Here is a 24,394-nt window from a genome sequence, read left to right as displayed (position 1 = left end):
ATAATGCAGCCATAAACTATTAGAACCGCGCACTAGGCCCGGTCCCCGGAGCGATCATGAGCACCACTACCGAAAACACCGATTTGCACCTTTCCCATCTGGATGAAGATGGCAAAGTTCAGATGGTCGATGTCAGCCACAAATCGGCGACATCCCGTTCTGCCACTGCCCGCGCCGTGGTACGTTTGAGCCCGGCTGCCTATCAGCTGCTGTCAGCCCAGCACAATGCCAAGGGCGAAGTGCTCAACACCGCCCGTGTGGCAGGTGTGCTGGCCGCCAAACGCTGTGCCGAACTGATACCTATGTGCCACAGCCTGCCCCTGGATTTTGTCGGCATTGATTTTGAAAGTGATGCGGCGGCGGGCACCATTGCGGTGCTGGCTACCTGCCGCACCCGCTATACCACTGGCGTTGAGATGGAAGCCATGACGGCCTGCTCCATTGCCGCCCTGACCATTTACGATATGTGCAAAGCGGCCGACAAAGGCATTGTGATTGAACAGACCCGTTTGCTGGAGAAAACCGGCGGCAAAAGCGGGACCTGGACAGCTTTTGCCTAAGCCCTTTCACGGAGATAGCATGACAAGCCCTTTAACATTGCGCGTCCTGTACTTCGCCCAAGTGGCCGAACGCACAGGCCAACGCCAGGAAAACTGGGAATGGCCCCAGGAAGGCACCGTCCAGCAATGGACTGAGGCCCTACTGCAACGCCACCCGAATTTGAGCGATATGGCAGGCCGCCTGCATGTGGCGGTGAACCAGTTTCACGCCAAACCCACCGACCCTGTCCGACCCGGCGATGAAGTGGCTGTGTTCGAGCCCGTCACCGGAGGTTGAGATGATTCGCATCCAGACCGAAGATTTTGATGTTGCCACCCTGAACGCCGAACTGCGTACCACGGCTGGCGGCAAGGCCGGTGCCATGGTGACCTTTACCGGCTATGTGCGCGATCAGGTCGATGGCACTGCCACCGAATCCCTTTTCCTGGAACACTACCCTGGCATGTGCGAGCGCGAGATCGAAGCGGTTTGCGATCAGGCCCGCCAACGCTGGCCCATTTTGGATACGCTGGTCGTACACCGTGTGGGCGAACTGCATCTGACCGAACAAATCGTTTATGTTGGCGTGACCAGCGCCCACCGGGGCGATGCTTTTCGTGCCTGCGAATTCATCATGGATGTGCTGAAAACCCGCGCTCCTTTCTGGAAACGCGAAACCCTGGCTGACGGCAAACGTTTCTGGGTACAGCAGCGCGACAGCGACGCCCAGAAAACCGATGCCTGGAATACTTCTGCGGACACCAACAAGCATGTCTAAAGCCAAGAGCGACTTACCCGCTGCCCGATTGAATATGGCCGTCCTGACAATTTCAGACCGCCGTGGCCCAGATGAAGACACATCCGGCGACTATCTGGCAGCCAGCCTGACGGACAGCGGCCACTACTGCGTACGGAGAGCCATCAGCAAGGACAATATCTACGCCATCCGCGCCCTGCTCAGCCAATGGATTCTGGACCCGGAAATCAACGTCATCATCTGCAATGGCGGTACGGGTTTCAGCCATAAAAAATCCACGATTGCCGCAGTCACGCCTTTGCTCGATCAGGTCATTACCGGCTTTGGCGAACAGTTCCGCTACCTGTCCTATCAGGATATTGGCTCCTCGGCCTTGCAATCCGATGCGCTGGCTGGAACGGCCAACCGGACCTTGCTGTTCTGCATTCCCGGCTCGGGCGGCGCTTGCAAACTAGCCTGGGAAAAAATCCTGAAAGAACAACTGGACAGCCGTCATCGCCCGTGCAATTTTGCCTCTGAATATCTGGAGCCAGCCAAGTCCTGATGCCTGCAAAGGCATGGCAGTGGCTGCTCCGGAACGACCTCCTTTCCACCGTGCTCTGACGCCCTGAGCCACGAATTGTTTTATCGAATTTATCCATCCTATGATCGAATTTGACGTAGCACAGCAAAGGCTGGCCCAGGCAGGGCAAGTTCCCACCCAAATCGAGACCTGCGACTTGTCGCAAGCCTTGGGACGTATTCTGGCCCAGGATATTCAGGCCCAGTTGGACATGCCGCCCGCTGACAATAGCGCCATGGACGGCTATGCCCTGCGCTTGGCTGATATTGCCGATGGCAAGGTATTGCCCATTCAGCAACGCTGCTATGCCGGCGATATTCCTGAAACGCTGCAAGAGAACATGGCGATTCGCATCTTTACCGGCAGCATGCTGCCGCCCGGTGCCGATACCGTGGTGATTCAGGAGAACTGCCAGGAAGACGAACAGGGCGTGCGCATTCTGGAAATGCCCGTGGCAGGCGTGAACATCCGCCGCCGTGGTGAAGACATGCGCATCGGTGAGGTGCTGATCACCACAGGCACCAAGCTGACAGCAGCCCATATTGCCCAACTGGCTGCGCAAGGCCACGCTCAGCTACAGGTCTACCCTCGCCTGACAGTGGGCATTCTGACTACAGGTGACGAACTGACCCCCGCCGGTCAGCCACTGAAAACCGGCCAGATCTACAACTCCAACGCCCCCATGCTGCGTGCACAGCTTCAAGCACTAGGGGTTGAAACAGTCCATGCTGTCCATGCCAAAGACACACTGGAAGCCATTCAGGACGCCCTGAAAGCACTACTGCAACGCTGCGATCTGGTGCTGACCGTAGGAGGTGTCTCGGTCGGTGAAAAGGACTTTGTAAAGCCTGCCATCGAAGGGATAGGCGGTCAGCTAGATCTGTGGAAAGTGCGCATGAAGCCCGGCAAACCGCTGGCACTGGCGTACATAGACAACAAGCCCCTGGTCTGCCTACCCGGCAATCCGGTGTCCTCTTACGCGGTGTTTTCCTTGATGGTGTCACCGCTGATTCGTCGCCTGCAAGGCCGCCATCAAGTACTGCCTGCGATTCGCTACGGCATTTTGCAAGGCGAGCGCCACTTTGAAGGTGACCGCGAAGAGTTCATCCGAGTACAAGTGGATAGCGACGAACAAGGCCGCCTGCTGGCGCAGCCATTCAATAATCAGGGCTCGGGCGTGATCAGCTCCTTGCCCTGGGCGCAGGCACTGGCCCGCATCCCTGCCGACTCCCATGTCTCCCCCGGCGATGTGGTGCGTCTGTACGAATACAGCCAGTGGCAGGCTTGAGAGCTACCACTTCAGCCTTGGCTTCGCCATAAAAAAAATCGCCCTGATCAGGGCGATTTTTCGTGCTGTTTATTTGGTGCTATTTACTGGTGCGACGAAAGCACCACAACCGGCTTACCAGCTTTGTGCCTGATCCAGATCCTGCGGCGTATTGATATTGAAAAAAGCATGTTCCGGTGCATCGCGAAAGTCCACTGCCACCGCAGCTATGCTTTCCAACCAGCTCATGACGCGGCGTTCACCGCTCAGCAGATACTGTTTCAAGCTAGCAGCCTGATCAGTACGCAGCAGCAGACAAAGAGGATGGCTGCGTTCAGCTTGCGCATAAGCGGCGACAGCGCCCTGCTCTTCTACAGCTTTGATCAAGCGTTTGCCCAGATCCTTTGGCACAAAGGGCAAGTCCACGGGACAGGACAAGGCCCACGGGGTAGAAACCTGATCCAGCACACTGGCCAGACCGGCCAAGGGGCCCAGATAGCCTTCCAGCTCCAGCGCATCGGGCACCACCCGCCCCCAATGGACATACTGTTCAGGATTGCGATTGGCACTGATCAAGATAGTCCCCACCTGCGGGCGCAGGCGACGTACCAGATGCTGAACCAAAGGCTGGCCCTGTAAAAGCAGCAAGCCTTTATCGACCTGGCCCGACAAATCAAAACGCCGGGCCTGTCCGCCTGCCAGCACAATACCGCTGATGTCCTGTGTGCTTATCATCCGCCGATGTAACTCATTTCTATACGGTCACGACTCGTGGTGTGCTCACCCCGAATCTCGGAATATCGGTCTTGCCGCCCCGTCCAAACACCGTGCATATAGGCGGCTAACTGGTCGTCGGAAGCACCCGAGCGCAATTGCGCCCGCACATCATAACCTTGAGAGGCAAACAGACACAGAAACAGACGTCCCTCCGGGGAAAGACGCATGCGTGAACAGTCCCCACAGAAAGGTTGCGTCACGCTGGTAATCACGCCCACTTCCCCTGTGCCATCCTTGAAACGCCAGCGGCTGGCTACTTCGCCACGGTATTGGGCCGCTACCGGCTCCAGCGCGAAACGGGACTGGATACGCTCCACAATCTGCGCACCGCTGACGACCTCTTCCAGATTCCAGCCATTGCTGGTGCCCACGTCCATATATTCAATAAAGCGCAAAATCTGGCCGGAGCCTTTAAAGTGCTCGACCATGGGCAGAATCTGATCGTCGTTCAGGCCTTTACGCACCACCATATTGACCTTCACCGGGCTCAAACCTGCCGCCTGCGCCTTGGCAATGCCATCCAGCACGGTGGACACGGACACGCCGCTGTCGCTGAGTTGCGTAAAGCGGGCATCGTCCAAGGCATCCAGGCTGACGGTAACGCGATTCAAGCCTGCGTCTTTCAACGCCTGAGCTTTGCGACCCAACAAGGTGCCATTGGTGGTCAAAGTCAGCTCTACCGGCTCACCCTCCGGTGTGCGCAGCTTGGCCAGCATGGCAATCAGCACTTCAATATTTCGACGCAAGAGCGGCTCGCCACCTGTCAGGCGCAGCTTGCGCACGCCCAGGGAAACCGCCTGCCGTGCCACGCGCTCGATCTCTTCAAAGCTGAGCAGGGAAGAATGAGGCAGGAACTCGTAGTCCGTGCCAAACACTTCCCTGGGCATACAGTAGGTACAGCGAAAATTGCACTTGTCGGTCAGAGAAATACGCAGATCGTGAAACGGACGGTGGCGCTTGTCCAGCGGTTGCTCAGACACCGCCGCCATGCGCACGGTAGGGCGGCGCGCAGGTTCAGCAGCACTCGTTTGAACCCCCTGTTCAATGCCTGACGGTACAAGCCCCGATCCAGCAGGCGCCGCGTCAGTCCGCCCCGACGACAAAGCCCCGGCGCCTGGAGGAGCCGCTTTTTGATGTGGCCCTGTCGAACCCCCGCCTTCAGGCGGGGATTCAAACGTTGGCCCATGATCATCGCTCATGGTGTTCTCTTTCGTTCAAGGACAGGGTTGGCCCCGTCTCATGGTGTATGTGTGTTTTCGTCAAGCAAAGGGGTCTAACGCCAGAGCATGTCGGCGGCCTGGCCGAATGCCTGTTCCAGCGTCATGATCTGCCCTAAACCGCGTGGGTCATAACCCACCAGATCTTGCATGAATTGACTATACGCGGAACCGCCAATCACGTTCATCAGTTGCTGCATAGGAGCCTTATCCAGCGCTTCTTGCTCGACCGCGATGAAGTAACGCTCCTGCGCCAGGGGAATAAACTCCAGCCCGCATCGGCTGGCCGCTGTTTCCACACCCAGCCCGGTATCGGCCATGCCACTGGCAACATGGGCCGCCACCGCCATATGCGTCAATTCTGTTGTTTCAAAGCCCAGGACCGCATTCGTGTTTACCCCTAACTGACCCAGCAGCAAGGTGGCCAGAAAGCGGGTGCTGGACCCCATCTGACGGTTCACAAAGCGCACATCGGGCCGTAGCAAATCCGCCATGCCCGTGATGTTCTTGGGGTTGCCCTGTTCCACAAACAGGCCCGTTCGGCGCGTGGACAGGAAAATCAGCCGGTGACGCGCCGGTGACAGCCATTGCCCATAACGGCGCATGGCAGCCACCTCGAACTCGCCTACCGGAACCTGGAAACCGGCCAGGTCGCAGTCCCCACGCTCCAGCGAAGCCAGTGCTTCAATAGCGGTGCGATAGCGCAGTTCCAGCGGCAAGCCCTCGTGTTCGTTGGCAAAGCGCATCAAGCCTTCAATCGCAAATCCGTGACTGGCTTGAAAGCGCAAACGGTCCAGAGGCTGAGCATACAAGCGACCCAGCTCCTCTTCCAGTTCGGAGGCCATGCTCTCCAGGGTCGGCGTCAGACGCGCATCCAGGCGCCGGTTTGCCCATAGCAAACGCTGGGCAAACTCGGTCAGCTTGGTGCCTTTACGCCGGGACGTTTCCAGCAAGGCGGCATCAAACTGTTGTTCGGCATTGCGCAACAAGCCCCAGGCATGTCTGTAAGAAAACTGGCATTCCTTGCTGGCTCCCGCCAAGTGCCCCAGTCGCTCGATGGCACCCAACAGACGCAGCACATCCCCCATGAGGAGTTCCACGCCGTCTGCATTTTCCAGAATCCATTCAGAGCGCAGCCGGGCTTTGAATTTCTGTTTGGTCATGTGTTTTTGTCGACCAGTGTATTTTCGTATTTATGTTTTGTGCTGCATGTACCAAACATTATATATGCGAAATATTGCTTATTGAAGTTATGGACTTAAGTGGTTAGATTACAAGGGAAAACACTGTCAAATAATATGCACGGCTGTGCATAAAAAAACATGGAGGCGCAGGCTCCCTACTCGGGCACCGCGCACACAGGACATGCAAACAACCCCTCATCACCAGGAGCAGGACCAGTCCGGCCTGACGCCTGAAGAGGTCACCTTACAGGCCGTGCAGGAGCACGCCGGCCAGAAAGGTAACCTATTGCCTATTTTGCACACGATTCAGGACCGGATTGCCTGTATTCCCGAGTCCGTGGTGCCGGTGCTGGCCGAACAACTGGCTCTATCCCGGGCGGAAATCCATGGCGTTATCTCTTTTTACGCCCACTTTCGCACCCAGCCTCACGCGACTCATACCCTGGAAATCTGCCGGGCTGAAGCCTGTCAGGCGCGGGGCGGGCTGGAGCTGACGGCTCATGCCCGTCGCCGCCTGAACTGCGACTTCCACGAAAACAGCGACGACGGCCAGTACACACTGGAGCCCGTCTACTGCCTGGGCCTGTGCGCCCAATCCCCCGCTGTCATGCTGGACGGCGTTCCCCATGCCCGCGTCACCCCCGAAAAACTGGACGCCCTGCTAAGCAGCCAGGAGGCCCAGTCATGAGCACCATCACCGTTTACATTCCGCGCGACACTGCGGCGGTCGCCATGGGCGCCCATGAGATTGCCCAGCAACTGGCGGCCCAGGCTCAGGAGCGCGGTCTGGACATACAGATCGTGCGCAATGGCTCACGCGGCTTGCTCTGGCTGGAACCTCTGGTGGAAGTACAAACGGCAGCAGGCCGCGTCGCTTATGGCCCTGTCCAGACTGAAGATTTGCCCGGTCTGTTTGACGCCGGTTTCCTGCAAGGTGGTACACATAAGCTGTGCCACGGCCTGACGGACGCCATCCCCTACCTGAAGAACCAGGAACGCCTGACGTTTGCCCGCGTGGGCATTATTGATCCGGTCAGCGTGGCCGATTATCAGGCCTGTGGTGGCTTTGAGGGTTTGAGCAAAGCACTGGCCATGGAACCTGCCGCGATTGTGAAAGAAGTCACCGACTCCGGCCTGCGTGGTCGTGGCGGTGCCGCTTTCCCGACCGGCATCAAATGGAACACGGTACTGAACACCCCGGCACAACAGAAATACATTGTCTGTAATGCCGACGAAGGCGACTCGGGCACCTTTTCTGACCGCATGCTGATGGAAGGCGACCCACTGTGCCTGATTGAAGGCATGACGATTGCTGGTCTGGCCGTCGGTGCGACCTATGGCTACATCTACGTGCGCTCCGAATATCCGCTGGCCGTGCAAGCGCTGAACGAAGCCATTGAGGCAGCGCGCGCGGCGGGCTGGCTGGGCAAGAATATTCAGGGCAGCGGCTACGAGTTCGACCTGGAAGTACGCAAAGCAGCCGGCGCCTACATCTGTGGCGAAGAAACCGCCCTGCTCGACAGTCTGGAAGGCAAACGCGGCATGGTGCGTGTGAAACCACCTCTGCCCGCCATCAAAGGCTTGTTCGGTCAGCCTACCGTGATCAATAACGTGGTGTCGCTGGCTTCCGTGCCGGTGATTCTGGCCAAGGGCGGTGCTTACTACCAGAACTACGGCATGGGCCGTTCGCGTGGCACCTTGGCGTTCCAGTTGACCGGCAATCTGCAAAACGGTGGCCTGGTGGAAAAAGCCTTTGGCGTCACCTTGCGTGAACTGCTGTACGACTACGGTGGCGGCAGCGCCAGCGGTCGTCCTTTGCGTGCGGTGCAAGTAGGTGGCCCATTGGGTGCCTATCTGCCCGAGCACCAGTGGGATGTCCCGCTGGACTACGAAGCCTACATGAAGATCAATGCCATGGTCGGTCACGGTGGTCTGGTGGCCTTTGACGACACAGTGGACATGGCTCACATGGCGCAGTACGCCATGGAGTTCTGTGCCATCGAATCCTGTGGCAAATGCACGCCCTGTCGCATCGGCTCTACGCGTGGCGTGGAGACCATCCAGAAGATCCGTCGCCGCCAAGACATGGACAACCATGTCGAGCTGCTGCGTGATCTGTGCGACACCATGTTCTCCGGGTCCTTGTGCGCCTTGGGCGGCATGACCCCGTATCCCGTCCTGTCCGCGCTGGAACACTTTCCCCAGGATTTTGGACTGGCCCCGCAAACCGAGCAGGACCTGGCCAAGGTCTAAGACGGAGATCACCATGAAAGAAACAGTCGCCGTACGCGAACGTGACCTGGGCACCCCAGCCTCGACCCAGACCGAGATGGTCAACCTGACCATTGACGGCAAATTGATTGAAGTGCCCGTTGGCACATCCGTGATGCATGCGGCCGCCTTGGCCGGCATCAATATTCCCAAACTGTGCGCCACCGACTCGCTGGAAGCGTTTGGCTCCTGCCGTCTGTGCCTGGTGGACATTGAAGGCCGTCGCGGCCACCCTGCTTCCTGCACCACCCTGGTGGAAGAAGGCATGGTCGTCCAGACCGAAAACGACACCCTGCACAAGCTGCGCCGCAACGTGATGGAACTGTACATCTCCGATCACCCGCTGGACTGCCTGACCTGTCCTGCCAACGGCAATTGCGAACTGCAGGATATGGCCGGTGTTGTGGGCCTGCGCAGCGTGCGCTATGGCTTTGAGGGTGCCAACCATCTGGACGACAGCACCGACAACTCCAACCCCTACTTTGCCTACGACTCCAGCAAGTGCATTGTCTGCAACCGCTGTGTGCGCGCCTGTGAGGAAGTTCAGGGCACCTTTGCACTGACCATCGACAAGCGCGGTTTTGAGTCGCGCGTCACCGCCGGCCAGAACGACGATTTCCTGGGCAGCGACTGCGTGTCCTGTGGTGCTTGTGTCCAGGCCTGCCCGACATCCTCCCTGATGGAAAAATCCGTTATCGATCTGGGCCAGCCCGAGCACGCCGTCATCACCACCTGCGCCTATTGCGGTGTCGGTTGCGGCTTCAAGGCCGAGATGAAGGGCGACAAGGTCATTCGCATGACCCCCTGGAAAGACGGCAAGGCCAACCGTGGCCACGCCTGCGTGAAAGGCCGTTTTGCCTGGGGTTACGCCACTCACCAGGACCGTATCCTGAACCCCATGATACGCAAGAGCATTACCGATCCCTGGCAGGAAGTGTCGTGGGACGAGGCCATCAATTACGCCGCGTCCGAGTTCCGTCGCATTCAGGATCAGCACGGTCGTGACGCCGTGGGCGGTATTACGTCCTCGCGTTGCACCAACGAAGAAACCTATCTGGTGCAAAAGCTGGTTCGCGCCGCCTTTGGTACCAATAACGTGGACACCTGCGCCCGCGTGTGTCACTCCCCTACCGGCTACGGCCTGAAGATGACCCTGGGTGAGTCCGCCGGTACACAAACCTTTGACTCGGTGATGCACACCGACGTGGTGATCGTGATGGGTGCCAACCCCAGCGCCGCCCACCCCGTGTTTGCATCGCGCCTGAAACGCCGCCTGCGCCAAGGTGCGCGCCTGATCGTGATCGACCCGCGCCAGACCGAACTGGTCAGCTCACCACACATCCAGGCCGACTACCACCTGCCCCTGCGCCCCGGCACCAACACCGCCATACTGACTGCCATGGCCCACGTTATCGTCACCGAAAATCTGGTGAACGAAACCTATGTGGCCGAGCGCTGCGATACTGCTGCCTTCAATGAATGGCGCAGCTTTGTCAGCCAGCCCCAGAACTCGCCAGAAGCCATGGCCGAGATTTGCGGCGTGTCCGCCGAGGACATCCGTGGCGCAGCCCGTCTGTACGCCACCGGCGGCAACGGCTCGATTTACTACGGCCTGGGCGTGACTGAACACAGCCAAGGTTCCACCACCGTGATGGCCATTGCCAATCTGGCCATGGCCACCGGCAACGTGGGCCGCGAAGGCGTGGGTGTGAACCCGCTGCGTGGTCAGAACAACGTGCAAGGCTCCTGCGATATGGGTTCCTTCCCGCACGAATTCCCTGGCTACCGTCACGTCTCCGACACCAGCGTACGTCAGCAGTTTGAAGAAGCCTGGGGCGTGTCCCTGCAATCCGAACCCGGCCTGCGCATTCCCAATATGTTTGAGGCCGCCTTAAGTGGCAGCTTCAAAGGGCTGTACTGCCAGGGCGAGGACATTGTTCAATCCGACCCGAACACCCAGCACGTAGCCGCCGCCATGGCCGCCATGGAATGTGTGGTAGTGCAGGATCTGTTCCTGAACGAAACCGCCAAATACGCTCACGTATTCCTGCCCGGTTCATCCTTCCTGGAAAAAGACGGCACCTTCACCAACGCCGAGCGTCGTATTTCGCGCGTACGCAAAGTGATGGAACCCAAGGCAGGCATGGCCGACTGGGAAGTCACCTGCGCCCTGGCCCGTGCGCTGGGCTACCCCATGAGCTACGAGCATCCCGGCCAGATCATGGACGAGATCGCCCGCCTGACACCGACCTTTACCGGCGTGTCCTACGATCGCATCCAGGAACTGGGTGGCAGCGTGCAATGGCCTTGCAACGAGCAAGCGCCTGAAGGCACCCCCACCATGCACATTGACGAGTTCGTGCGCGGCAAAGGCCGCTTTATGCTGACCCAGTATGTGCCTACCGAAGAGCGCAGCAGCCGCAAGTTCCCCTTGCTGCTGACGACCGGCCGCATCCTGTCGCAATACAACGTGGGCGCACAAACCCGCCGTACCGACAACGTGGCCTGGCATGCCGAAGACTTGCTGGAAATTCACCCGGTGGATGCTGAAGATCGTGGCATTCGTAGTGGCGACAAAGTTTCGGTCAAGAGCCGTGCGGGCGAGACTGCCTTGCGTGCGACGGTGACCGAACGGGTACAACCTGGGGTGGTCTATACTACTTTCCACTTTCCCGAGTCGGGCGCCAACGTGGTCACCACCAACAACTCGGACTGGGCAACCAACTGCCCCGAGTACAAGGTGACGGCCGTGCAAATTCAGCGCGTGACCTCCGAGTCGGCCTGGCAAAATCGCTGGAATCGTTTCCACGATATTCAGCAACGTCTCCTGCAAGGCGAGACCGTCCCGGCCGAGGATTTGGCCCAGGCGGATCATAGCCACTCGCATGAGCCTGCCGAGGCCGTCGCGAAAGTATGATGCGTCTAAACAGGCCCTAAGGAGTTGCCCACGTGAGCCAGGCAGATTTTCGTGATGCCAGCGCCCCTGCCACCGTATGGCGGCAGGCGCGTACCCCAGCGCAAACACAAGCGGACACCCTGCCCCAAGAGGATCAGGATGCGCTGGCGCGCGAACAGGCCGTTGCCCTGGAATTCAACGGCATCAGCCATAGTGCCTTGTTGTGCAGCCCCAGCGATCTGGAGGATCTGGCTTACGGATTTTCCATGACCGAGGGCATCATCCGTACGGCTGACGATATACGCGGCGTGGATGTGCTGGAAGGCGAGCGCGGCAGTTTGCTGCAAATCGAAATTGCCAGCGCTTGCCAGCATCAGCTCAAGGCGCGTCGCCGTCAGCTCGCTGGCCGTACGGGCTGTGGCCTGTGTGGTCTGGAAAGCCTGGACGAGGTACGCCGACAACTGCCCCGCCTGGACGCCCCCGAGCACAACCCCGATGCCGCCGCCATCTTCCAGGCGCTGGATGCCTTGCGCTCCAGCCAGCCTTTGCATCGCCTGACAGGGGCTACCCACGCCGCTGCCTGGTGCAATCTGCAAGGCGATATCCTGGCCGTGCGTGAGGACGTAGGCCGCCACAACGCACTGGACAAGCTGCTGGGCCACATGCTTCGCAATGATATTGATCCCCGCTCTGGCATGGTGCTGATCTCCAGCCGTGCCAGCTTCGAGATAGTCCAGAAAGCCGCTGCCATGGGCATCAACTTTGTGGTGGCGGTCTCCGCCCCCACCGCCTATGCCGTGCAGATTGCTGATGAACTGGGTGTCATGCTGGCCGCCTTTGCCCGTGACCGCAGCTTCACGCTGTACAGCCATCCCCACTACCTGAATTCTGCCGAGTCCCGCTCGGCCACATCACCATGAATATTGTTCCTTTGATTCCCATGGCCAACCAGATCGGCCAGTTCTTTGAAACCCTGAGCAATCGGGAGCAAGGCCTGCGCGAGATTGCGGAACATATCCAGAAATTCTGGGACCCGCGCATGCGTCGTTCCCTGCTGGACTTTGTAGAGCACAATCCCAGCGGTAAAAGCGAAGACGGCGAGCTTTTGCCTATTGTCTTGCAGGCGGTCGTCGCCCATAAACAGCAGTTGGAGCCACGCAGCTATTAAAGTGGGCGGCTCTGGCGATCCTGAAGATCAGCCACCGCGAACAGCACGCTTTAAGAGCCAACAAACCCAGTTACGGTCAGCCACTGCCAGACTCACCGCAGACACAAAAAAACCCGCCTAAGCGGGTTTTTTCTTTGGGCTAAAACACGAATTAATCGTGCTCTTTAACGCGATACACCAGCACCGTGTTCTTGGCCATATTCAGCACTTTGATGGTTACGCTACCCAACAACAGGCGGGACAGACCACTACGGCCGTGACTACCGATAAAGATCAGATCGCAGCCTTCTTGCTCGGCAACCTGCACAATACCATCGGCCACGTTAAAGTTGGACACGGATTTACCGGTTGCCTTCACACCGGCAGTTTCGGCACGGTCCAGAATCTGTTGCAGGTATTTCTGCGACTGTTCTTTGGCGGTCTTGTCGTAGTCCTCGTCGGTAATGGCATAGGCAGCAGCCATACCATCAAAACCAACGGTGGCCGCAAAAGGCTGCGTCACGTGCAAAGCCAGAACCTCGGCACCCATTTGACGGGCAAAGGTCACGCCTTTATTGGCAGCTTGGGAAGAGAGCTCGGAACCGTCAGTTGGAATCAGAATTTTCTTGAACATGGCATAACCCCTTTGAATGGAGACAGATAGCTTACCGCTGCATACCGACACAGGACAAGCTGGTATAGACCTGAACCTTGAGCCAGGTCAGGATTCGTTCAATGCACGGAACAATACGGCACAGCGAGTACCGGTGCGGCAATAGGCCAAAGTCGGGCCTGGCAAAACCTCAAGCAACTGACCAAAACGGGCAACATCAGCAGCGGTAATAGCGCTACCCACAACCGGCTGATACTCCACCTGCAAGCCTGCTGCCTGGGCCGCCTTCATGACGTCTGCCGACAAAGGCTGGTCGGGACCGCCTTCCAGATCGGGACGATTGATGATGACACTTTTAAAACCAGCATCGGCCACGGCTTGCATGTCCTCTCCCGATAACTGCGGCGCGACGGCCAATTGCTCGGTCAAAAACTGATGGGGGAAGGACATAAAAACTCCTGAAATCGGAATAAGCAAAAAGCACTGAAAGGAAAAATAGTATGTTCCCCCCCGAGAGTACGCAAGCCCCTTTCTCCCTGGCCTTGCCACAATTCAATTACGCCGGCACCTTAGTAATCCATCACGCCGCGCTCGACGATAGGGCAACGGCGCAATCCATCTTTGCCTATCATGTGCTGCACAGCACAGCGACCTGTACGCCAAGCCCGTCGAATAAACGGGAAATGCGTCCACGTCTTACACACGCCCACCAGCCTGCGTATTGCCTGGGAACGGGTACTCAGGCAATACGCAGGCTGTATTGATCCAGCCATTGCTGCATTTGAGCTCCTGCCAGCACCTCGTACTCCGCCAAACGTTGCCCCCCTACAGGATCATCCTGCACACTGCGCAAGGATGGATGGCACATCATGCTGTCACCATGCTGCATCACCGCCAGCCAGGCCTGGACCAAGGCGCCATAGCGCTCCTTGCCCCCCTGAAAGTCGTACACGCCGGTAAAACCGGTATTCAAGGTAACGCCCTTGGCCCTGGCCAGACGCAGCAAGTCCTTGGACCCTAGCCCGGCGATAATCTGCGCCTTGAATCTATCTTTAAACGCAAAACCCGTGGCCAGACGCTCGGCGCCGGTATAGCGCAGCCAGGGCATGGAAGCGGCATAACGGCGCTCCATTTCAGCCAGCAAGGCCTCGCGTATCATGGGCAGTTGATGCACGTGCTGATGCCCATCTATATAGTCCGGCCCCTGCCCCATCACCTCCTCAAAACGATCCAGTTGGCGGGCCACGCTGTCCTTAACCTTCTGACTATCCAGACGATGCAACAGGCTACGAATAATCACCTGCTTGAGCGGCATGGCATACACGCCCTTCTGGGAGGCAAACTCGGTAAAATTCAGGTGCAAACCTTTTTGCAGCGTGCTCTGGCGCAGTGCCGGTGCGTTTTGCACAAAGCTGTCCCCATCGACCAAGCAGGATGTTCCTGTCAGGCGTCGGGCCTGGGCCAATGTCAGTATGGCCTCGTCCACGGCAGGGGCCATCCCAAAATCATCCGCGCATATACTGATCTGCCTATCCTTGGCCACTGCTCGCTCCGCTTTATGTCTCGTCAAATCATTCTGTTCATTCTAGTCGGCACCTTGGCCGCCTTCACACACTGGGGCATTGTAATCGCCCTGGTGCAAACGCTCAGTCTATCTCCCTTGCTGGCTAATCTTTTTGGCTGGCTGATTGCATTTCTGGTGTCTTTTGGCGGCCATTACTGGCTGACGTTCCGTTCCCAGAATGCCCGTTTTTTCCCGGCTCTGACGCGTTTTTTTCTGGTGTCTGCCGCTGGCTTCGCGGTGAACGAAGCCAGCTATGCGTTTTTGCTGAATCACTCCGGCCTGCGCTACGACGTGCTGCTGGGCCTGATTCTTATCGGCCTGGCTGTGCTGACGTTTCTGGCTGGGCGGCTTTGGGCGTTTCGCCGCACATAAGCGCAAACTCATCATGATCAAAACGCCACAGCGCGATGCGCTGATCGTCATACAGGCGCTGGGCATAGTTGAGCACCTGACTTTGACGCACGGCATCTGGCGAGCCAATCAGCCAAACTAAAGCCTTGCTGTCCCGGCATAGCTGCTGATGCAAGGTTTCCCGGTCTATCAAGGTCATCGCCCCACGCTGCGGCTCAAAACGGGCGGCTTCCAACAACTCTTTACGCCAGCTATCGGTGCGCATGATCTCCGGATCATCCCAGCGTTCCATGACGCTGATGTTCTGCAGACCTGGAACGTAGAAGCCCAGATCGTAGCGGTAGGTATTCAAAAAAACGACCCGGTCGCCCTGTTGATATTCACTCGCCAGCACGCGCCCCAGGGCCTGACTATTAGCCTGTGGTCGCAATATCATCGCGCCCACCGCAACCGCACAAATAGCAACACAAACACCCAGGCTCCAGACCGCAAAGCGCTCTACCTTTGCTGCCCCATCCCACTGGCTACGACGAATCACTCCATCGGCCAGGAAAAAAGCCCAGGGGCCAATCGCAGGCAAGACATAACCCACCAGCTTGGACGTAGGGATGGAAAAGAAAACCAGCACGGTCAGCAAGGCAGACAGCATCAAGCCCCGTACCGGCCCCAAACCATCTGGACTATTAACAGAGCCACGAAGGCGCTTGAATAAAAATGGTGTCCAACCCAAGGTGGCGACAGGCATCAGGGCAAAGTAGAACCAGAAAGGCTGAGGGTTGTTGAAGCCCGTTTCCAGAAAGCGCTGAAAGTGCTGATAGACGATGTAATAGTCAAAAAAACCGGGGTAACGTGCCTGCATGAGCCACATCCAGGGCGTGGCGACCAGCAACAAGACTCCCAGGCCGGTCAAAGAAAACAGACGCAGCAAGGTACGCCACTGTCCTCGACCCAACAGCCAGAACACCAAGATACCGCCGGGGATCAAAATCCCGATCAAGCCTTTTGCCAGGAAGGCCAAACCTGCGGTGGCATACAGCCCCATCAAGGCCCACCGATAGGGACGCCCCTGCTCCATCTGCAAGGCAGCATGGCCGCCCAATAGCACACAGCTACTGATCAAGGCAGCAACCGTCATGTCCAGATTGGCGTAATGGGAGGCTCCAAACAGCAATGGGCTGCTGACCAGAATCAGAGCCGTCCAGCCCGCATGTTGCTGGCTAGCATGGCGCTTCAGAAAGGCATGCATACCAGCAATCAACAAGGCCGCCATCAAGGCAGGCACCAGACGCGCACCCACAAAATTCACGCCCAGCACTTTCAGGCTCAGCGCAGTGAGCCAGTAATGCAGAGGGGGTTTATGGAAAAACGGCAAGCCGTCCAAACGCGGCACCAGATAATCACCGGATTCCAACATGGACAGAGCCACACCGACATAGCGCCCTTCGTCCGGAATCAGCAGGGGATAGACACCTAGGGTCAGCGCAAACCACAGCAGCGCCAGCAGACCCACAGCCAGGCTAGAGAGGGTGCCCAGGTTTCGTACGCCTTGCCCCAGCCAGTAGGCTGGGCCACGCGCGCGCCCAAGAGGCAAGGTTACGCCAGAAGGGGGAAAAGAATTCTCGATACTCATCGACTGTCGCCAAACCAAAAGGGTTAGGCAGCCACCTTCGTGGCTGTCAAAACAATTCAGAATATCGATGTAGCGTCCAATGACACTTGAAAGCAGAACGGCAATTAAACGACTGGATCAGTCCTGTTGCCGAGCCTGACTTTGGGTGCTGCCTTGATCCTGACTGTGAGCGGGTTCCTGATCCGGAGCCAAGCCTTGCCCCCGGCGACGATGCACCAAATACAAAGGTCGGTTCTTGACCTCGGCAAAGATGCTGGCGACATACTCACCTACCACGCCCAGCGAGAGCATATTCACACCCGCAAAGAACAGCACTACGGTGATCAAGGTGGTCCAGCCCCGTACGGCGTCTCCATAAATCAAATGCTTGAAGATAATGAACAAACCGTAGCTGAAAGACAGCATCGCCAGCACCGCACCCAACAAACTCAACAAACGTAGCGGCCAGGTGGTAAATGCCGTCAAACCATCCACTGCAAAGCGTAGTAGTTTGGCGGGGCGGAATCGACTGACCCCATACAAACGCTCGGCGGGGGAGTAGTAAATAGGCTCGGACGGAAAACCTACCCAGGCAAACAAGCCTTTCATGAAACGACTGCGCTCGGGCAAGGCCATCAGGGCATCGACCACACAACGATCCATCAAGCGAAAATCGCCCGCATCACGAGGTACGCGTAGGCCATTGGATGTACGCATCAACTTGTAGAACACACTGGTGCCCACACGCTTTAGCCAAACTTCGTCCTCGCGGGTTTCCCGTACGGCATAGACCATTTCCAGCCCGGTAGACCAACGCTCCAGCATGGTTTCAATCAAGGCAGGAGGATGCTGCAAATCCGCATCCATACACACGACCACCTGCCCGCGACTGGCCTCCAATCCTGCCGTCAACGCCGCTTCTTTACCGAAGTTGCGTGATAACTGCAGATAAACCAATTGGGGGTAAGTTTGACGCAATTGCTCTATGACCAAAGGCGTTGCGTCAGTGCTGCCATCGTCAACGAAAATGATTTCAAAAGCCGGAACCAGTTCACGCAACGTTGCCACCAGAACGGGCAACAGTGCGGGCAAGTTTTCTGCTTCATTCAAACCCGGGATAACGCAAGAAAGTGTCTGCGCCTGTCTCTTTGTAATCATTATTCCTTGAGCACCATGCTGTAACAAAATTGAGGGCTAGCCAACAAAAAGTAATCGTAGCCTGCCAGCCCGACTCGTGCAATTTACCCTACGCGCTGCTTGCCTTAGCAAAAAAACGCCGCTCAAGATCATCAAGTCCTCTAAAAACCACCTTTCAAGGAAAAAACACCTGAAACACAACATCCATACTCTGAAACTTGGACTCAGTGTAGGAAGGCAGGCGTTGAATCTGCGTGAAATCCGACGTGAACATATCCCGCATCCGAGCGTTTTCTTTCCGGCTTGACCCCGGTGAGCCCTACCAATAAGATAGATAAAATATATATCTTTAAATTAAAAATATTATGACTCTCAACGCTTTGTGTACCCGCCAGGAAATTCATGACCTGGTCTGGGACTTTTACGATCGCATCCGCATGGACGAAGTCCTTGGCCCGATTTTCTCCGAGCGCATCAAGGATTGGGATACACACCTGGGTGTAATGGAAGAGTTCTGGTCGTCCCTGCTGCTCAAGACCGATGGCTTCAATGGCAACCCCATGGCCAAGCACTTGTCGCTCCAGCACATTCAGGCCAGCCACTTTGAACAATGGCTGCGTCTGTTCAAGGAAACCTGTCAGGAACGCGAAAATCAGGCTATGGCCAAGCTAGCGCTGGAGTACGCCCAGCGTATCGCCCGTAGCTTCTGGTTTGGCTACCAATTCCAGCACAACCCCACCAAAGTAGCCAGCGAACTGCAACTGCCCTGATCATGCGCCTGACCAACCTTACCGACTACGCTCTGCGTCAATTGATGTATCTGGGCCAGAACGAAGACAGGCTTTGCACCATCGCGGAAATTGCCCAGTACCACCAGATTTCCCAAGCCCACCTGATGAAAGTCACCCACCTGCTGTCCAAAGGCGGCTGGATTCAGACGCAGCGCGGGAAAAATGGCGGGATGCGGCTGGCGCGTGCTCCTGAAGATATCAATCTGGGCGAGCTGGTGCGCTATACAGAAACCGATCTGGCCGTGGTGGAGTGCTTGGGCAGTGGCACCCATTGCATCCTGAGCGGTCGCTGCAATCTAAGCAATATCCTTAAACAGGCACTGGTCCAGTTCCTGAGTTATCTGGACAACTACACGTTGCGCGACATTATTGTTCCCGGCAGCAGCCCGGAACAGACCATTTCCTGGCCCACCAAGTCGATGCACTCCGCCTGATAGCAAACGGACGGATAGCAAACGGACGGATAGCAAACGGCCCCGGATTTCAAAGAATCCGGGGCCGTTTGTCGACGGTCTGACTCAGGCCTTACGCCGGAAAAATCAGCTCGCTGCGTACGGTACTGGAGTGAGCACGCACGGCGTCCAGCAACTCCTGTTCTGGTACACGATCCAGATCTGTCATGGCATAACCCAGTTCACCTTGTGTTTGCAGCTGCTGACGAGTGATGTTGATGCCGTGTTGGGCCAAAATATTGTTCAAGCCCCCCATTGCACCAGGAACATTGCGATGGACATGCAACAAACGCACGGCGCCTTGAATATCGTAGTACGACACTTCCGGAAAGTTCACTGCGCCCTTGGTGGCACCGCTACGCAAGTAACTGACCAGTTTCTCGGCCACTTCACGGCCAATGTTTTCCTGCGACTCCTGGGTGCTACCGCCAATATGCGGCGTCAGAATCACATTGGGCATGCCGATCAACGGACTCTTTAAAGGCTCGTCCACACTTTTCGGCTCAGTGGGGAAAACATCCAGTGCCGCACCTGCCAAATGACCACTGACCAGGGCCTGATGCAAGGCATCAATGTCCACCACTGTGCCGCGCGACGCGTTGATCAGGATGGAACCTGGCTTCATGGCCGCGATCGTCTCGGCATTCATGATGTTATGCGTGCCCTGCCCGCCTGGGACGTGCAAGGTCACCACATCGGACTCGGCCAGCATTTGTTTGAGGCTGCCGTAGACACGGGCATTGCTCAGCGGCAGTTTGGATTCCACATCATGGTAGAGCACGCGCATACCCAGCGCTTCAGCCAAGGTACCGACCTGAGAACCAATATTGCCGTAGCCAATCACACCCAAAGTCTTGCCACGGATCTCGAAAGCGCCATCGGCACTCTTGTCCCAGAAACCCTGGTGTACGCGCAGGTTCTTCTCGGGGATACGACGCAGCAACAAGATGGCCTCACCCAGCACCAGCTCGGCAACCGAGCGGGTGTTGGAGAACGGCGCATTAAAGACTGGTACGCCGTGGTTCTGGGCCTGGTCCAGATCCACCTGGTTGGTACCAATACAAAAACATCCCAGCACTTTAAGCTGGTCTGCGTGCTCCAGCACCCGGCTGTCAAACTGGGTACGGGAACGAATTCCGACCACTTCGGCGCCTTTGACAGCGTCCAGCAGCTCCTGACCCGACAAGGCTCCCTTGTAGGTCTGAATATCGGTCAAACCAGCAGCCTCAAAAACTTCACGGGCGCTAGGATGAATGTTCTCAAACAGGACAATGCGACTCATGATGGTTCCAGTCATTTAAATAGTATCTAAATGGTACTATTTTTTTAGCCCACCGGATCGAGCATCAACAATAGCAGCAGGGGATTCAAGTCTGGCTGGCAGACCAGGACGATGAATCCAAAGCCAAATACAAAAACCCAGGCTCAGAAAACAACATCCAAGACCTGGGTCATTCAAAGGCAGCTCAAGCCCTTAAAAGCGCTTGCTGCCTGCACAGACTGCTATCAAGAACCAAATGGCACCGGCCGTGGTGTGTTGTCACGCGAAGGGGGCAAAATGGGCAGTACGATTTCAGGCTGTTTGCCCGTCAGCGTTTTCAAAAACGCGACGATCTGGGCATTTTCCTCTGCAGAGAAACTGCGACCCAACTGCAAACGACCCATTATATCCACGGCTTCGGTCAAGGTATTTACCGCACCATCGTGGAAGTAGGGGTAGGTCAGCTCGACGTTACGCAAGGTAGGAACCTTGAAGTTGAAACGGTCGGCATCTTTACCCGTCACAGCCACACGGCCTTCGGCAGGATTGGTGGTTTGGTAGGGCTCAATCAGCCCCATTTTCTGAAAGGACGTACCACCCAGGTTGGGACCGTTGTGGCAAGCTACGCAACCACTACCCTTGAACAGTTGATAGCCGGCCAATTCCTGATCAGTAATGGCTTTCTTATCGCCTTTTAGCCACAGATCAAAGCGCGAATCAGGCGTCACCAAGGTTTCCTCAAACGCGGCAATCGCGGAGGTGACTTCATCAATACCGAAATCGGCCTTGCCAAAGACTTGCTTGAACTCGGCCTTGTACTCGGGAATGGAGCTCAGGAACTCCATGGCCAGTTCGTGCGTAAACGCCATTTCCTTGGGATTGGCAATGGGGCCGCCAGCCTGCTCTTTCAGGTCGCTAGCACGGCCATCCCAGAACTGGGCCAGATTCAGGCTGGAGTTCAAGACAGTGGGCGAGTTGATGGGGCCTTCCTGCCAGCGATCACCGATGGAGGTACGGATATTGTCCGTGCCGCCCATGCTCAGGTTGTGACAGGAATTACATGAGATAAAGCCCGAACGGGACAAGCGGGGTTCAAACCACAGCTTTTTACCCAGTTCAACACGTGCCGGGTCGCTGACAACAGCAGCGGGAATCGGCTGCACAGGTTCATTTTGCTGGGCTTGCGCGACGCTGCCAAGCAGTAAGCCGGTGGCTAGAGCCGAGAGAGTGAACAGGCGTAATTTCATAACAACTTCCTTATGGGATGACAGAGCTTCCTGCCAGTGAGGTCCGGGTAGGACCCATAACCCTGCTGGCCTTATGGATATCGTAAGGAATGCCATTTCATTACACATTGATACATCGCAAGGAAATAATCTTTCCAGAGATGCTTAGGGAACTTTCAGAGGAAAGTGCAACTAAGCCGCCACGTTCTCTATAGCGCCTTGACGAAAGGCAAAAAAAATGCCGCCTGCGATCAAGCAGGCGGCACCTCAGATTTGTCGCAAATTGTGTTTTTTACACGCCCAAATAGCGCGTCCACAAAGTGCGATCGGCCCCCAATGCGTCGGAGTTCCCCTGCCAGACCAATTTGCCACGTTCCAAAATGATGTGGTGATCGGACAAGGCCATCAAACGCTCGACATATTTGTCGATCAGCAAGATGGTCTGCCCCTCTTCACGCAAGACGGCCAGACAGTTCCAGATTTCCTCACGCACCTTGGGCGCCAGGCCTTCGGAGGCTTCGTCCAGAATCAGCAGCTTGGGGTTGGTAACCAGGGCACGACCGATGGCCAGCATCTGCTGCTCCCCCCCTGAGAGCTGATTACCCATATTGGAGGCGCGTTCACGCAAGCGCGGGAAAAACTCATAGACACGCTCGGGCGTCCAGGTTTTGCTGGCTTGCGGGTTGCGGTTGCAAGCAAACGCCGTCAGGTGCTCGGCCACCGTCAGGTTGGGAAAGCACTGGCGCCCTTCGGGCACAATGGCAATCCCGGCACGGGCAATACGATCCGGATTCCAGCCCGCAATAGACTGGCCGTCGAACTTCACATCCCCACCGCGCACCGGCAACTGGCCCAGAATGGTTTTCAGCAAGGTGGTCTTGCCCATGCCATTGCGGCCCAACACCGTCACCACCTGTCCGCTGCGAATGGACAGATCTACCCCGAACAGCACTTGGCTGGCGCCATAGCCGCTTTGTAATTGAGTTGTTTCAAGCATGGCTTTCCACCTTGGTTGGCACTGGCGTGTCATCGTCGCCCAGATAAGCTTGACGCACAGCCTCGTTATCACGGATTTCGGCAGCCGTACCCGTGGCAATAATGTGACCTGCCACCAGCACAGAAATCCGGTCAGCCAGACGGAAAACGGCTTCCATATCATGCTCGACCAGCAACATGGTGGCTTTGCCACGCATGGTTTCAATCAGTTCAGTCAGACGCAGTGTTTCATCCGGCCCCATCCCGGCCATAGGTTCGTCCAGCAAAAGAACGTGCGGCCGGCTGGCCAACGCTAGGGCGAACTCGACCTTGCGCTGCTCACCATGTGGCAAAACACCAGCCTGAGTGTGCAGCAGCGATGCATTAATGGCGCATTCGGCGGCCAACTCACGGGCCTGCTCATACAACTCGGTTTCCGCCTGACGAGCACGCCAGAAGCGGAAACTGCTGCCACTGCATGCCTGCAAAGCCAATACCAGATTATCCAGCACCGTGTAATTCTTGAAGATATTGGTGATCTGGAAGGAGCGCGCCAGACCGGCGGCAACACGCTCGTGACCCGACAAGGACGTCACGTCACGCCCGCCCAGCAAGAGCTGGCCCGAATCCGGACTCAAGGTGCCCGACAACAAATGAATCAAAGTGGATTTACCCGCACCGTTCGGGCCGATCAAACCATGGATTTCACCGGGCACCAGGTCCAAAGACACATCATTGGTCGCCTGCAAGGCGCCAAAGCGCTTCATCAGACCACGGGCCTGCAAGGCGGCCGAGCCACTGCCTGCCTTGGAGGTGGCTGCTATCGTATTCGTCATGTTTGCTCCTTGGCGGTAGTAGCTGGATCAGCGACCGAGCGGATACGTACCAGTCCGGCCAATCCCTTGGGAGCAAAGAACACCACCAGCAGCAATAAAATACCCAAAGGCATGTGCCAGTACTCGGTCCAGTTGCGCAGCAACTCTTCCAGCACCAGCATCACAAACGCCCCCAGCGCACCGCCATACAACAGACCAATCCCCCCCACCAGCACCATGATGATCAGGTCCGCTGATTGAGTCCAATTCATCAGGCTAGGCGAGACAAACAGGTTATGGTTGGCCAACAAAGCCCCAGCCAGCCCCATGATGGCACCACTCAAGGTGTAGGCCGTTAGGCGAATGCGGTAGACGGGGTAGCCCAAGGTCGTCATGCGACTTTCGTTTTCACGCGTGCCCATCAAGGCCTGTCCGAAACGAGCATTAACCAGACGGTTGATCAGGAACAGAACCGCCAGCAACAGAGCCAGAACCAGGTAGTAAAAACTCAGTTCATTGCCCAAATCAATACCGGGCAAAGAGGAATGGTTGTACATGTTCAAACCGTCCTCGCCACCGTACTGCCGCAAGGAGATGAACAGATAAAAGATCATCTGCGCAAACGCCAGCGTAATCATGATGAAGTACACACCACGAGTACGCAGCGACACGGCACCAGTCAGGAAAGCCAGCAAACCGGAAATCAGCATGGCGGCTGGCCAGGTGATCAGGCCGCTTTGCACACCTTCAGTGGCCAAAATGCCCACGGTATAGGCCCCGGCGCCAAAGAAAGCAGCATGCCCCAGAGCCACCATCCCGCCATAACCGAGCACCAGATTCAAGGCAGTCGCTGCCATGGCATAGATGAAGATACGGCGTACAAAGGAAATATAAAACTCAAGCCCGTACAGCGGTGCAATCAAGGGGAAAGCCAACAAGGCCACCAGCGCCAGGACCGATAAAATACGCGAAGTAGACATAC

The 24,394-nt window shown here is 57.0% G+C and carries 27 protein-coding genes; 14 read left to right on the top strand and 13 right to left on the bottom strand.

Annotated elements, in window-relative coordinates; translation table 11 throughout:
* Positions 1–56 precede the first annotated feature (56 nt).
* The 5 genes from moaC to LNA76_RS10265 all read left to right on the top strand — a co-directional run bounded on the left by moaC (position 57) and on the right by LNA76_RS10265 (position 3,147).
* Entirely contained in the window at positions 57–560 is a 504-nt protein-coding gene (moaC, locus tag LNA76_RS10285) for a cyclic pyranopterin monophosphate synthase MoaC (RefSeq protein ID WP_094195661.1), read from the top strand.
* 19 nt (positions 561–579) lie between these two features.
* Positions 580–837 (top strand): molybdopterin converting factor subunit 1, encoded by a 258-nt coding sequence (gene moaD / locus LNA76_RS10280; RefSeq protein WP_009463873.1) that lies wholly within the window; start codon positions 580–582, stop codon positions 835–837.
* Between the two features lies 1 nt (position 838).
* Positions 839–1,318: a molybdenum cofactor biosynthesis protein MoaE gene (locus LNA76_RS10275; protein ID WP_094195660.1), complete on the top strand. Its 480-nt coding sequence runs from the start codon at positions 839–841 to the stop codon at positions 1,316–1,318.
* Complete coding sequence (gene moaB, locus LNA76_RS10270; RefSeq protein ID WP_230019027.1) at positions 1,311–1,841, top strand: molybdenum cofactor biosynthesis protein B; 531 nt, start codon at positions 1,311–1,313, stop codon at positions 1,839–1,841. The genes LNA76_RS10275 and moaB overlap by 8 nt, the downstream gene beginning before the upstream one ends.
* A gap of 100 nt (positions 1,842–1,941) precedes the next feature.
* Entirely contained in the window at positions 1,942–3,147 is a 1,206-nt protein-coding gene (locus LNA76_RS10265) for a molybdopterin molybdotransferase MoeA (protein WP_230019026.1), read from the top strand.
* 114 nt (positions 3,148–3,261) lie between these two features.
* On the opposite strand, the gene mobA is transcribed toward LNA76_RS10265, so the two are convergent.
* The 3 genes from mobA to LNA76_RS10250 all read right to left on the bottom strand — a co-directional run bounded on the left by mobA (position 3,262) and on the right by LNA76_RS10250 (position 6,283).
* Positions 3,262–3,861 carry a molybdenum cofactor guanylyltransferase MobA gene (mobA, locus tag LNA76_RS10260; protein ID WP_230019025.1) on the bottom strand — a complete coding sequence of 200 codons (600 nt, stop codon included), beginning with the start codon at positions 3,859–3,861 and terminating at the stop codon, positions 3,262–3,264.
* The gene (moaA, locus tag LNA76_RS10255) at positions 3,858–4,892 is read right to left on the bottom strand and encodes a GTP 3',8-cyclase MoaA (protein WP_159086153.1); all 1,035 of its coding nucleotides are present in this window, start codon (positions 4,890–4,892) and stop codon (positions 3,858–3,860) included. The genes mobA and moaA overlap by 4 nt, the downstream gene beginning before the upstream one ends.
* Before the next feature lie 284 nt (positions 4,893–5,176).
* Complete coding sequence (locus LNA76_RS10250; protein ID WP_162496910.1) at positions 5,177–6,283, bottom strand: substrate-binding domain-containing protein; 1,107 nt, start codon at positions 6,281–6,283, stop codon at positions 5,177–5,179.
* Between the two features lie 202 nt (positions 6,284–6,485).
* Here LNA76_RS10250 and LNA76_RS10245 point away from each other — a divergent pair, with 202 nt between their 5' ends.
* The 5 genes from LNA76_RS10245 to LNA76_RS10225 are packed head-to-tail and all read left to right on the top strand — an operon-like array spanning position 6,486 to position 12,639.
* Entirely contained in the window at positions 6,486–6,992 is a 507-nt protein-coding gene (locus tag LNA76_RS10245) for a formate dehydrogenase subunit gamma (RefSeq protein ID WP_094195656.1), read from the top strand.
* Positions 6,989–8,557, top strand: coding sequence for a formate dehydrogenase beta subunit (locus tag LNA76_RS10240; protein WP_108728090.1), 1,569 nt, complete (start codon positions 6,989–6,991; stop codon positions 8,555–8,557). The genes LNA76_RS10245 and LNA76_RS10240 overlap by 4 nt, the downstream gene beginning before the upstream one ends.
* A 13-nt stretch (positions 8,558–8,570) precedes the next feature.
* Positions 8,571–11,492 (top strand): formate dehydrogenase subunit alpha, encoded by a 2,922-nt coding sequence (fdhF, locus tag LNA76_RS10235; protein ID WP_230019024.1) that lies wholly within the window; start codon positions 8,571–8,573, stop codon positions 11,490–11,492.
* 32 nt (positions 11,493–11,524) lie between these two features.
* Positions 11,525–12,391: a formate dehydrogenase accessory sulfurtransferase FdhD gene (gene fdhD, locus LNA76_RS10230; protein ID WP_230019023.1), complete on the top strand. Its 867-nt coding sequence runs from the start codon at positions 11,525–11,527 to the stop codon at positions 12,389–12,391.
* A complete protein-coding gene (locus LNA76_RS10225) occupies positions 12,388–12,639 on the top strand; it encodes a formate dehydrogenase subunit delta (protein ID WP_230019022.1) in 252 nt (83 codons plus the stop codon). Before fdhD ends, LNA76_RS10225 begins: the two co-directional genes overlap by 4 nt.
* A gap of 151 nt (positions 12,640–12,790) precedes the next feature.
* Here the strand turns inward: LNA76_RS10225 and LNA76_RS10220 are convergent, their stop codons facing one another.
* Together LNA76_RS10220 and LNA76_RS10215 are read right to left on the bottom strand one after the other, a co-directional pair.
* Positions 12,791–13,252, bottom strand: coding sequence for a universal stress protein (locus LNA76_RS10220; protein ID WP_094195651.1), 462 nt, complete (start codon positions 13,250–13,252; stop codon positions 12,791–12,793).
* A gap of 87 nt (positions 13,253–13,339) precedes the next feature.
* Positions 13,340–13,681 (bottom strand): TIGR01244 family sulfur transferase, encoded by a 342-nt coding sequence (locus tag LNA76_RS10215; RefSeq protein WP_094195650.1) that lies wholly within the window; start codon positions 13,679–13,681, stop codon positions 13,340–13,342.
* A 50-nt stretch (positions 13,682–13,731) separates the two neighbouring features.
* Here LNA76_RS10215 and LNA76_RS10210 point away from each other — a divergent pair, with 50 nt between their 5' ends.
* A complete protein-coding gene (locus LNA76_RS10210; RefSeq protein WP_230019021.1) occupies positions 13,732–13,995 on the top strand; it encodes a hypothetical protein in 264 nt (87 codons plus the stop codon).
* On the opposite strand, the gene LNA76_RS10205 is transcribed toward LNA76_RS10210, so the two are convergent.
* Complete coding sequence (locus LNA76_RS10205; protein ID WP_121738105.1) at positions 13,971–14,729, bottom strand: ChbG/HpnK family deacetylase; 759 nt, start codon at positions 14,727–14,729, stop codon at positions 13,971–13,973. The two genes, LNA76_RS10210 and LNA76_RS10205, sit on opposite strands and share 25 nt — an antisense overlap.
* A 60-nt stretch (positions 14,730–14,789) precedes the next feature.
* On the opposite strand from LNA76_RS10205, the gene LNA76_RS10200 reads away from it, so the two are divergent.
* Positions 14,790–15,167, top strand: a complete 378-nt coding sequence (locus LNA76_RS10200) for a GtrA family protein (RefSeq protein ID WP_121738104.1) — start codon at positions 14,790–14,792, stop codon at positions 15,165–15,167.
* Here LNA76_RS10200 and LNA76_RS10195 read toward each other — a convergent pair.
* On the bottom strand, positions 15,106–16,776 hold the full coding sequence (locus LNA76_RS10195; protein ID WP_230019020.1) for an ArnT family glycosyltransferase: 1,671 nt from the start codon (positions 16,774–16,776) through the stop codon (positions 15,106–15,108). The genes LNA76_RS10200 and LNA76_RS10195 overlap by 62 nt on opposite strands.
* 117 nt (positions 16,777–16,893) lie before the next feature.
* Complete coding sequence (locus LNA76_RS10190) at positions 16,894–17,913, bottom strand: glycosyltransferase family 2 protein (protein WP_094195647.1); 1,020 nt, start codon at positions 17,911–17,913, stop codon at positions 16,894–16,896.
* A gap of 344 nt (positions 17,914–18,257) precedes the next feature.
* Between LNA76_RS10190 and LNA76_RS10185 the strand changes: the two genes are divergently transcribed.
* The gene (locus LNA76_RS10185) at positions 18,258–18,662 is read left to right on the top strand and encodes a group III truncated hemoglobin (RefSeq protein ID WP_094195646.1); all 405 of its coding nucleotides are present in this window, start codon (positions 18,258–18,260) and stop codon (positions 18,660–18,662) included.
* A 2-nt stretch (positions 18,663–18,664) separates the two neighbouring features.
* A complete protein-coding gene (locus LNA76_RS10180) occupies positions 18,665–19,117 on the top strand; it encodes an RrF2 family transcriptional regulator (protein WP_094195645.1) in 453 nt (150 codons plus the stop codon).
* Positions 19,118–19,208: 91 nt separating this feature from the next.
* On the opposite strand, the gene serA is transcribed toward LNA76_RS10180, so the two are convergent.
* The 5 genes from serA to LNA76_RS10155 form a co-directional block, all read right to left on the bottom strand.
* The gene (gene serA, locus LNA76_RS10175; RefSeq protein WP_094195644.1) at positions 19,209–20,417 is read right to left on the bottom strand and encodes a phosphoglycerate dehydrogenase; all 1,209 of its coding nucleotides are present in this window, start codon (positions 20,415–20,417) and stop codon (positions 19,209–19,211) included.
* Positions 20,418–20,641: 224 nt separating this feature from the next.
* Positions 20,642–21,643, bottom strand: coding sequence for a cytochrome-c peroxidase (locus tag LNA76_RS10170; protein WP_230019019.1), 1,002 nt, complete (start codon positions 21,641–21,643; stop codon positions 20,642–20,644).
* 271 nt (positions 21,644–21,914) lie between these two features.
* Positions 21,915–22,619, bottom strand: a complete 705-nt coding sequence (locus LNA76_RS10165; RefSeq protein WP_094195642.1) for an ABC transporter ATP-binding protein — start codon at positions 22,617–22,619, stop codon at positions 21,915–21,917.
* Positions 22,612–23,433, bottom strand: coding sequence for an ABC transporter ATP-binding protein (locus LNA76_RS10160; protein WP_094195641.1), 822 nt, complete (start codon positions 23,431–23,433; stop codon positions 22,612–22,614). The genes LNA76_RS10165 and LNA76_RS10160 overlap by 8 nt, the downstream gene beginning before the upstream one ends.
* Entirely contained in the window at positions 23,430–24,392 is a 963-nt protein-coding gene (locus LNA76_RS10155) for a branched-chain amino acid ABC transporter permease (protein ID WP_094195640.1), read from the bottom strand. Before LNA76_RS10155 ends, LNA76_RS10160 begins: the two co-directional genes overlap by 4 nt.
* Between the last annotated feature and the right edge of the window lie 2 nt (positions 24,393–24,394).

The organism is Alcaligenes sp. MMA, from assembly GCF_020907215.1.
Lineage (GTDB): Bacteria > Pseudomonadota > Gammaproteobacteria > Burkholderiales > Burkholderiaceae_B > Alcaligenes > Alcaligenes aquatilis.
Note: the sequence above shows the minus strand (reverse complement) of the source record. Positions and strands in the feature narration are given on the sequence as shown.

What these genes read in the sequence shown, in the direction of transcription:
- moaC (WP_094195661.1), top strand. Translation starts at nt 57, where the DNA reads ATGAGCACCACTACCGAAAACACCGATTTGCACCTTTCCCATCTGGAT.
- moaD (WP_009463873.1), top strand. Translation starts at nt 580, where the DNA reads ATGACAAGCCCTTTAACATTGCGCGTCCTGTACTTCGCCCAAGTGGCC.
- LNA76_RS10275 (WP_094195660.1), top strand. Translation starts at nt 839, where the DNA reads ATGATTCGCATCCAGACCGAAGATTTTGATGTTGCCACCCTGAACGCC.
- moaB (WP_230019027.1), top strand. Translation starts at nt 1,311, where the DNA reads ATGTCTAAAGCCAAGAGCGACTTACCCGCTGCCCGATTGAATATGGCC.
- LNA76_RS10265 (WP_230019026.1), top strand. Translation starts at nt 1,942, where the DNA reads ATGATCGAATTTGACGTAGCACAGCAAAGGCTGGCCCAGGCAGGGCAA.
- mobA (WP_230019025.1), bottom strand. Translation starts at nt 3,861, where the DNA reads ATGATAAGCACACAGGACATCAGCGGTATTGTGCTGGCAGGCGGACAG.
- moaA (WP_159086153.1), bottom strand. Translation starts at nt 4,892, where the DNA reads ATGGCGGCGGTGTCTGAGCAACCGCTGGACAAGCGCCACCGTCCGTTT.
- LNA76_RS10250 (WP_162496910.1), bottom strand. Translation starts at nt 6,283, where the DNA reads ATGACCAAACAGAAATTCAAAGCCCGGCTGCGCTCTGAATGGATTCTG.
- LNA76_RS10245 (WP_094195656.1), top strand. Translation starts at nt 6,486, where the DNA reads ATGCAAACAACCCCTCATCACCAGGAGCAGGACCAGTCCGGCCTGACG.
- LNA76_RS10240 (WP_108728090.1), top strand. Translation starts at nt 6,989, where the DNA reads ATGAGCACCATCACCGTTTACATTCCGCGCGACACTGCGGCGGTCGCC.
- fdhF (WP_230019024.1), top strand. Translation starts at nt 8,571, where the DNA reads ATGAAAGAAACAGTCGCCGTACGCGAACGTGACCTGGGCACCCCAGCC.
- LNA76_RS10225 (WP_230019022.1), top strand. Translation starts at nt 12,388, where the DNA reads ATGAATATTGTTCCTTTGATTCCCATGGCCAACCAGATCGGCCAGTTC.
- LNA76_RS10220 (WP_094195651.1), bottom strand. Translation starts at nt 13,252, where the DNA reads ATGTTCAAGAAAATTCTGATTCCAACTGACGGTTCCGAGCTCTCTTCC.
- LNA76_RS10215 (WP_094195650.1), bottom strand. Translation starts at nt 13,681, where the DNA reads ATGTCCTTCCCCCATCAGTTTTTGACCGAGCAATTGGCCGTCGCGCCG.
- LNA76_RS10210 (WP_230019021.1), top strand. Translation starts at nt 13,732, where the DNA reads ATGTTCCCCCCCGAGAGTACGCAAGCCCCTTTCTCCCTGGCCTTGCCA.
- LNA76_RS10205 (WP_121738105.1), bottom strand. Translation starts at nt 14,729, where the DNA reads ATGGCCCCTGCCGTGGACGAGGCCATACTGACATTGGCCCAGGCCCGA.
- LNA76_RS10200 (WP_121738104.1), top strand. Translation starts at nt 14,790, where the DNA reads ATGTCTCGTCAAATCATTCTGTTCATTCTAGTCGGCACCTTGGCCGCC.
- LNA76_RS10195 (WP_230019020.1), bottom strand. Translation starts at nt 16,776, where the DNA reads ATGAGTATCGAGAATTCTTTTCCCCCTTCTGGCGTAACCTTGCCTCTT.
- LNA76_RS10190 (WP_094195647.1), bottom strand. Translation starts at nt 17,913, where the DNA reads ATGATTACAAAGAGACAGGCGCAGACACTTTCTTGCGTTATCCCGGGT.
- LNA76_RS10185 (WP_094195646.1), top strand. Translation starts at nt 18,258, where the DNA reads ATGACTCTCAACGCTTTGTGTACCCGCCAGGAAATTCATGACCTGGTC.
- LNA76_RS10180 (WP_094195645.1), top strand. Translation starts at nt 18,665, where the DNA reads ATGCGCCTGACCAACCTTACCGACTACGCTCTGCGTCAATTGATGTAT.
- serA (WP_094195644.1), bottom strand. Translation starts at nt 20,417, where the DNA reads ATGAGTCGCATTGTCCTGTTTGAGAACATTCATCCTAGCGCCCGTGAA.
- LNA76_RS10170 (WP_230019019.1), bottom strand. Translation starts at nt 21,643, where the DNA reads ATGAAATTACGCCTGTTCACTCTCTCGGCTCTAGCCACCGGCTTACTG.
- LNA76_RS10165 (WP_094195642.1), bottom strand. Translation starts at nt 22,619, where the DNA reads ATGCTTGAAACAACTCAATTACAAAGCGGCTATGGCGCCAGCCAAGTG.
- LNA76_RS10160 (WP_094195641.1), bottom strand. Translation starts at nt 23,433, where the DNA reads ATGACGAATACGATAGCAGCCACCTCCAAGGCAGGCAGTGGCTCGGCC.
- LNA76_RS10155 (WP_094195640.1), bottom strand. Translation starts at nt 24,392, where the DNA reads ATGTCTACTTCGCGTATTTTATCGGTCCTGGCGCTGGTGGCCTTGTTG.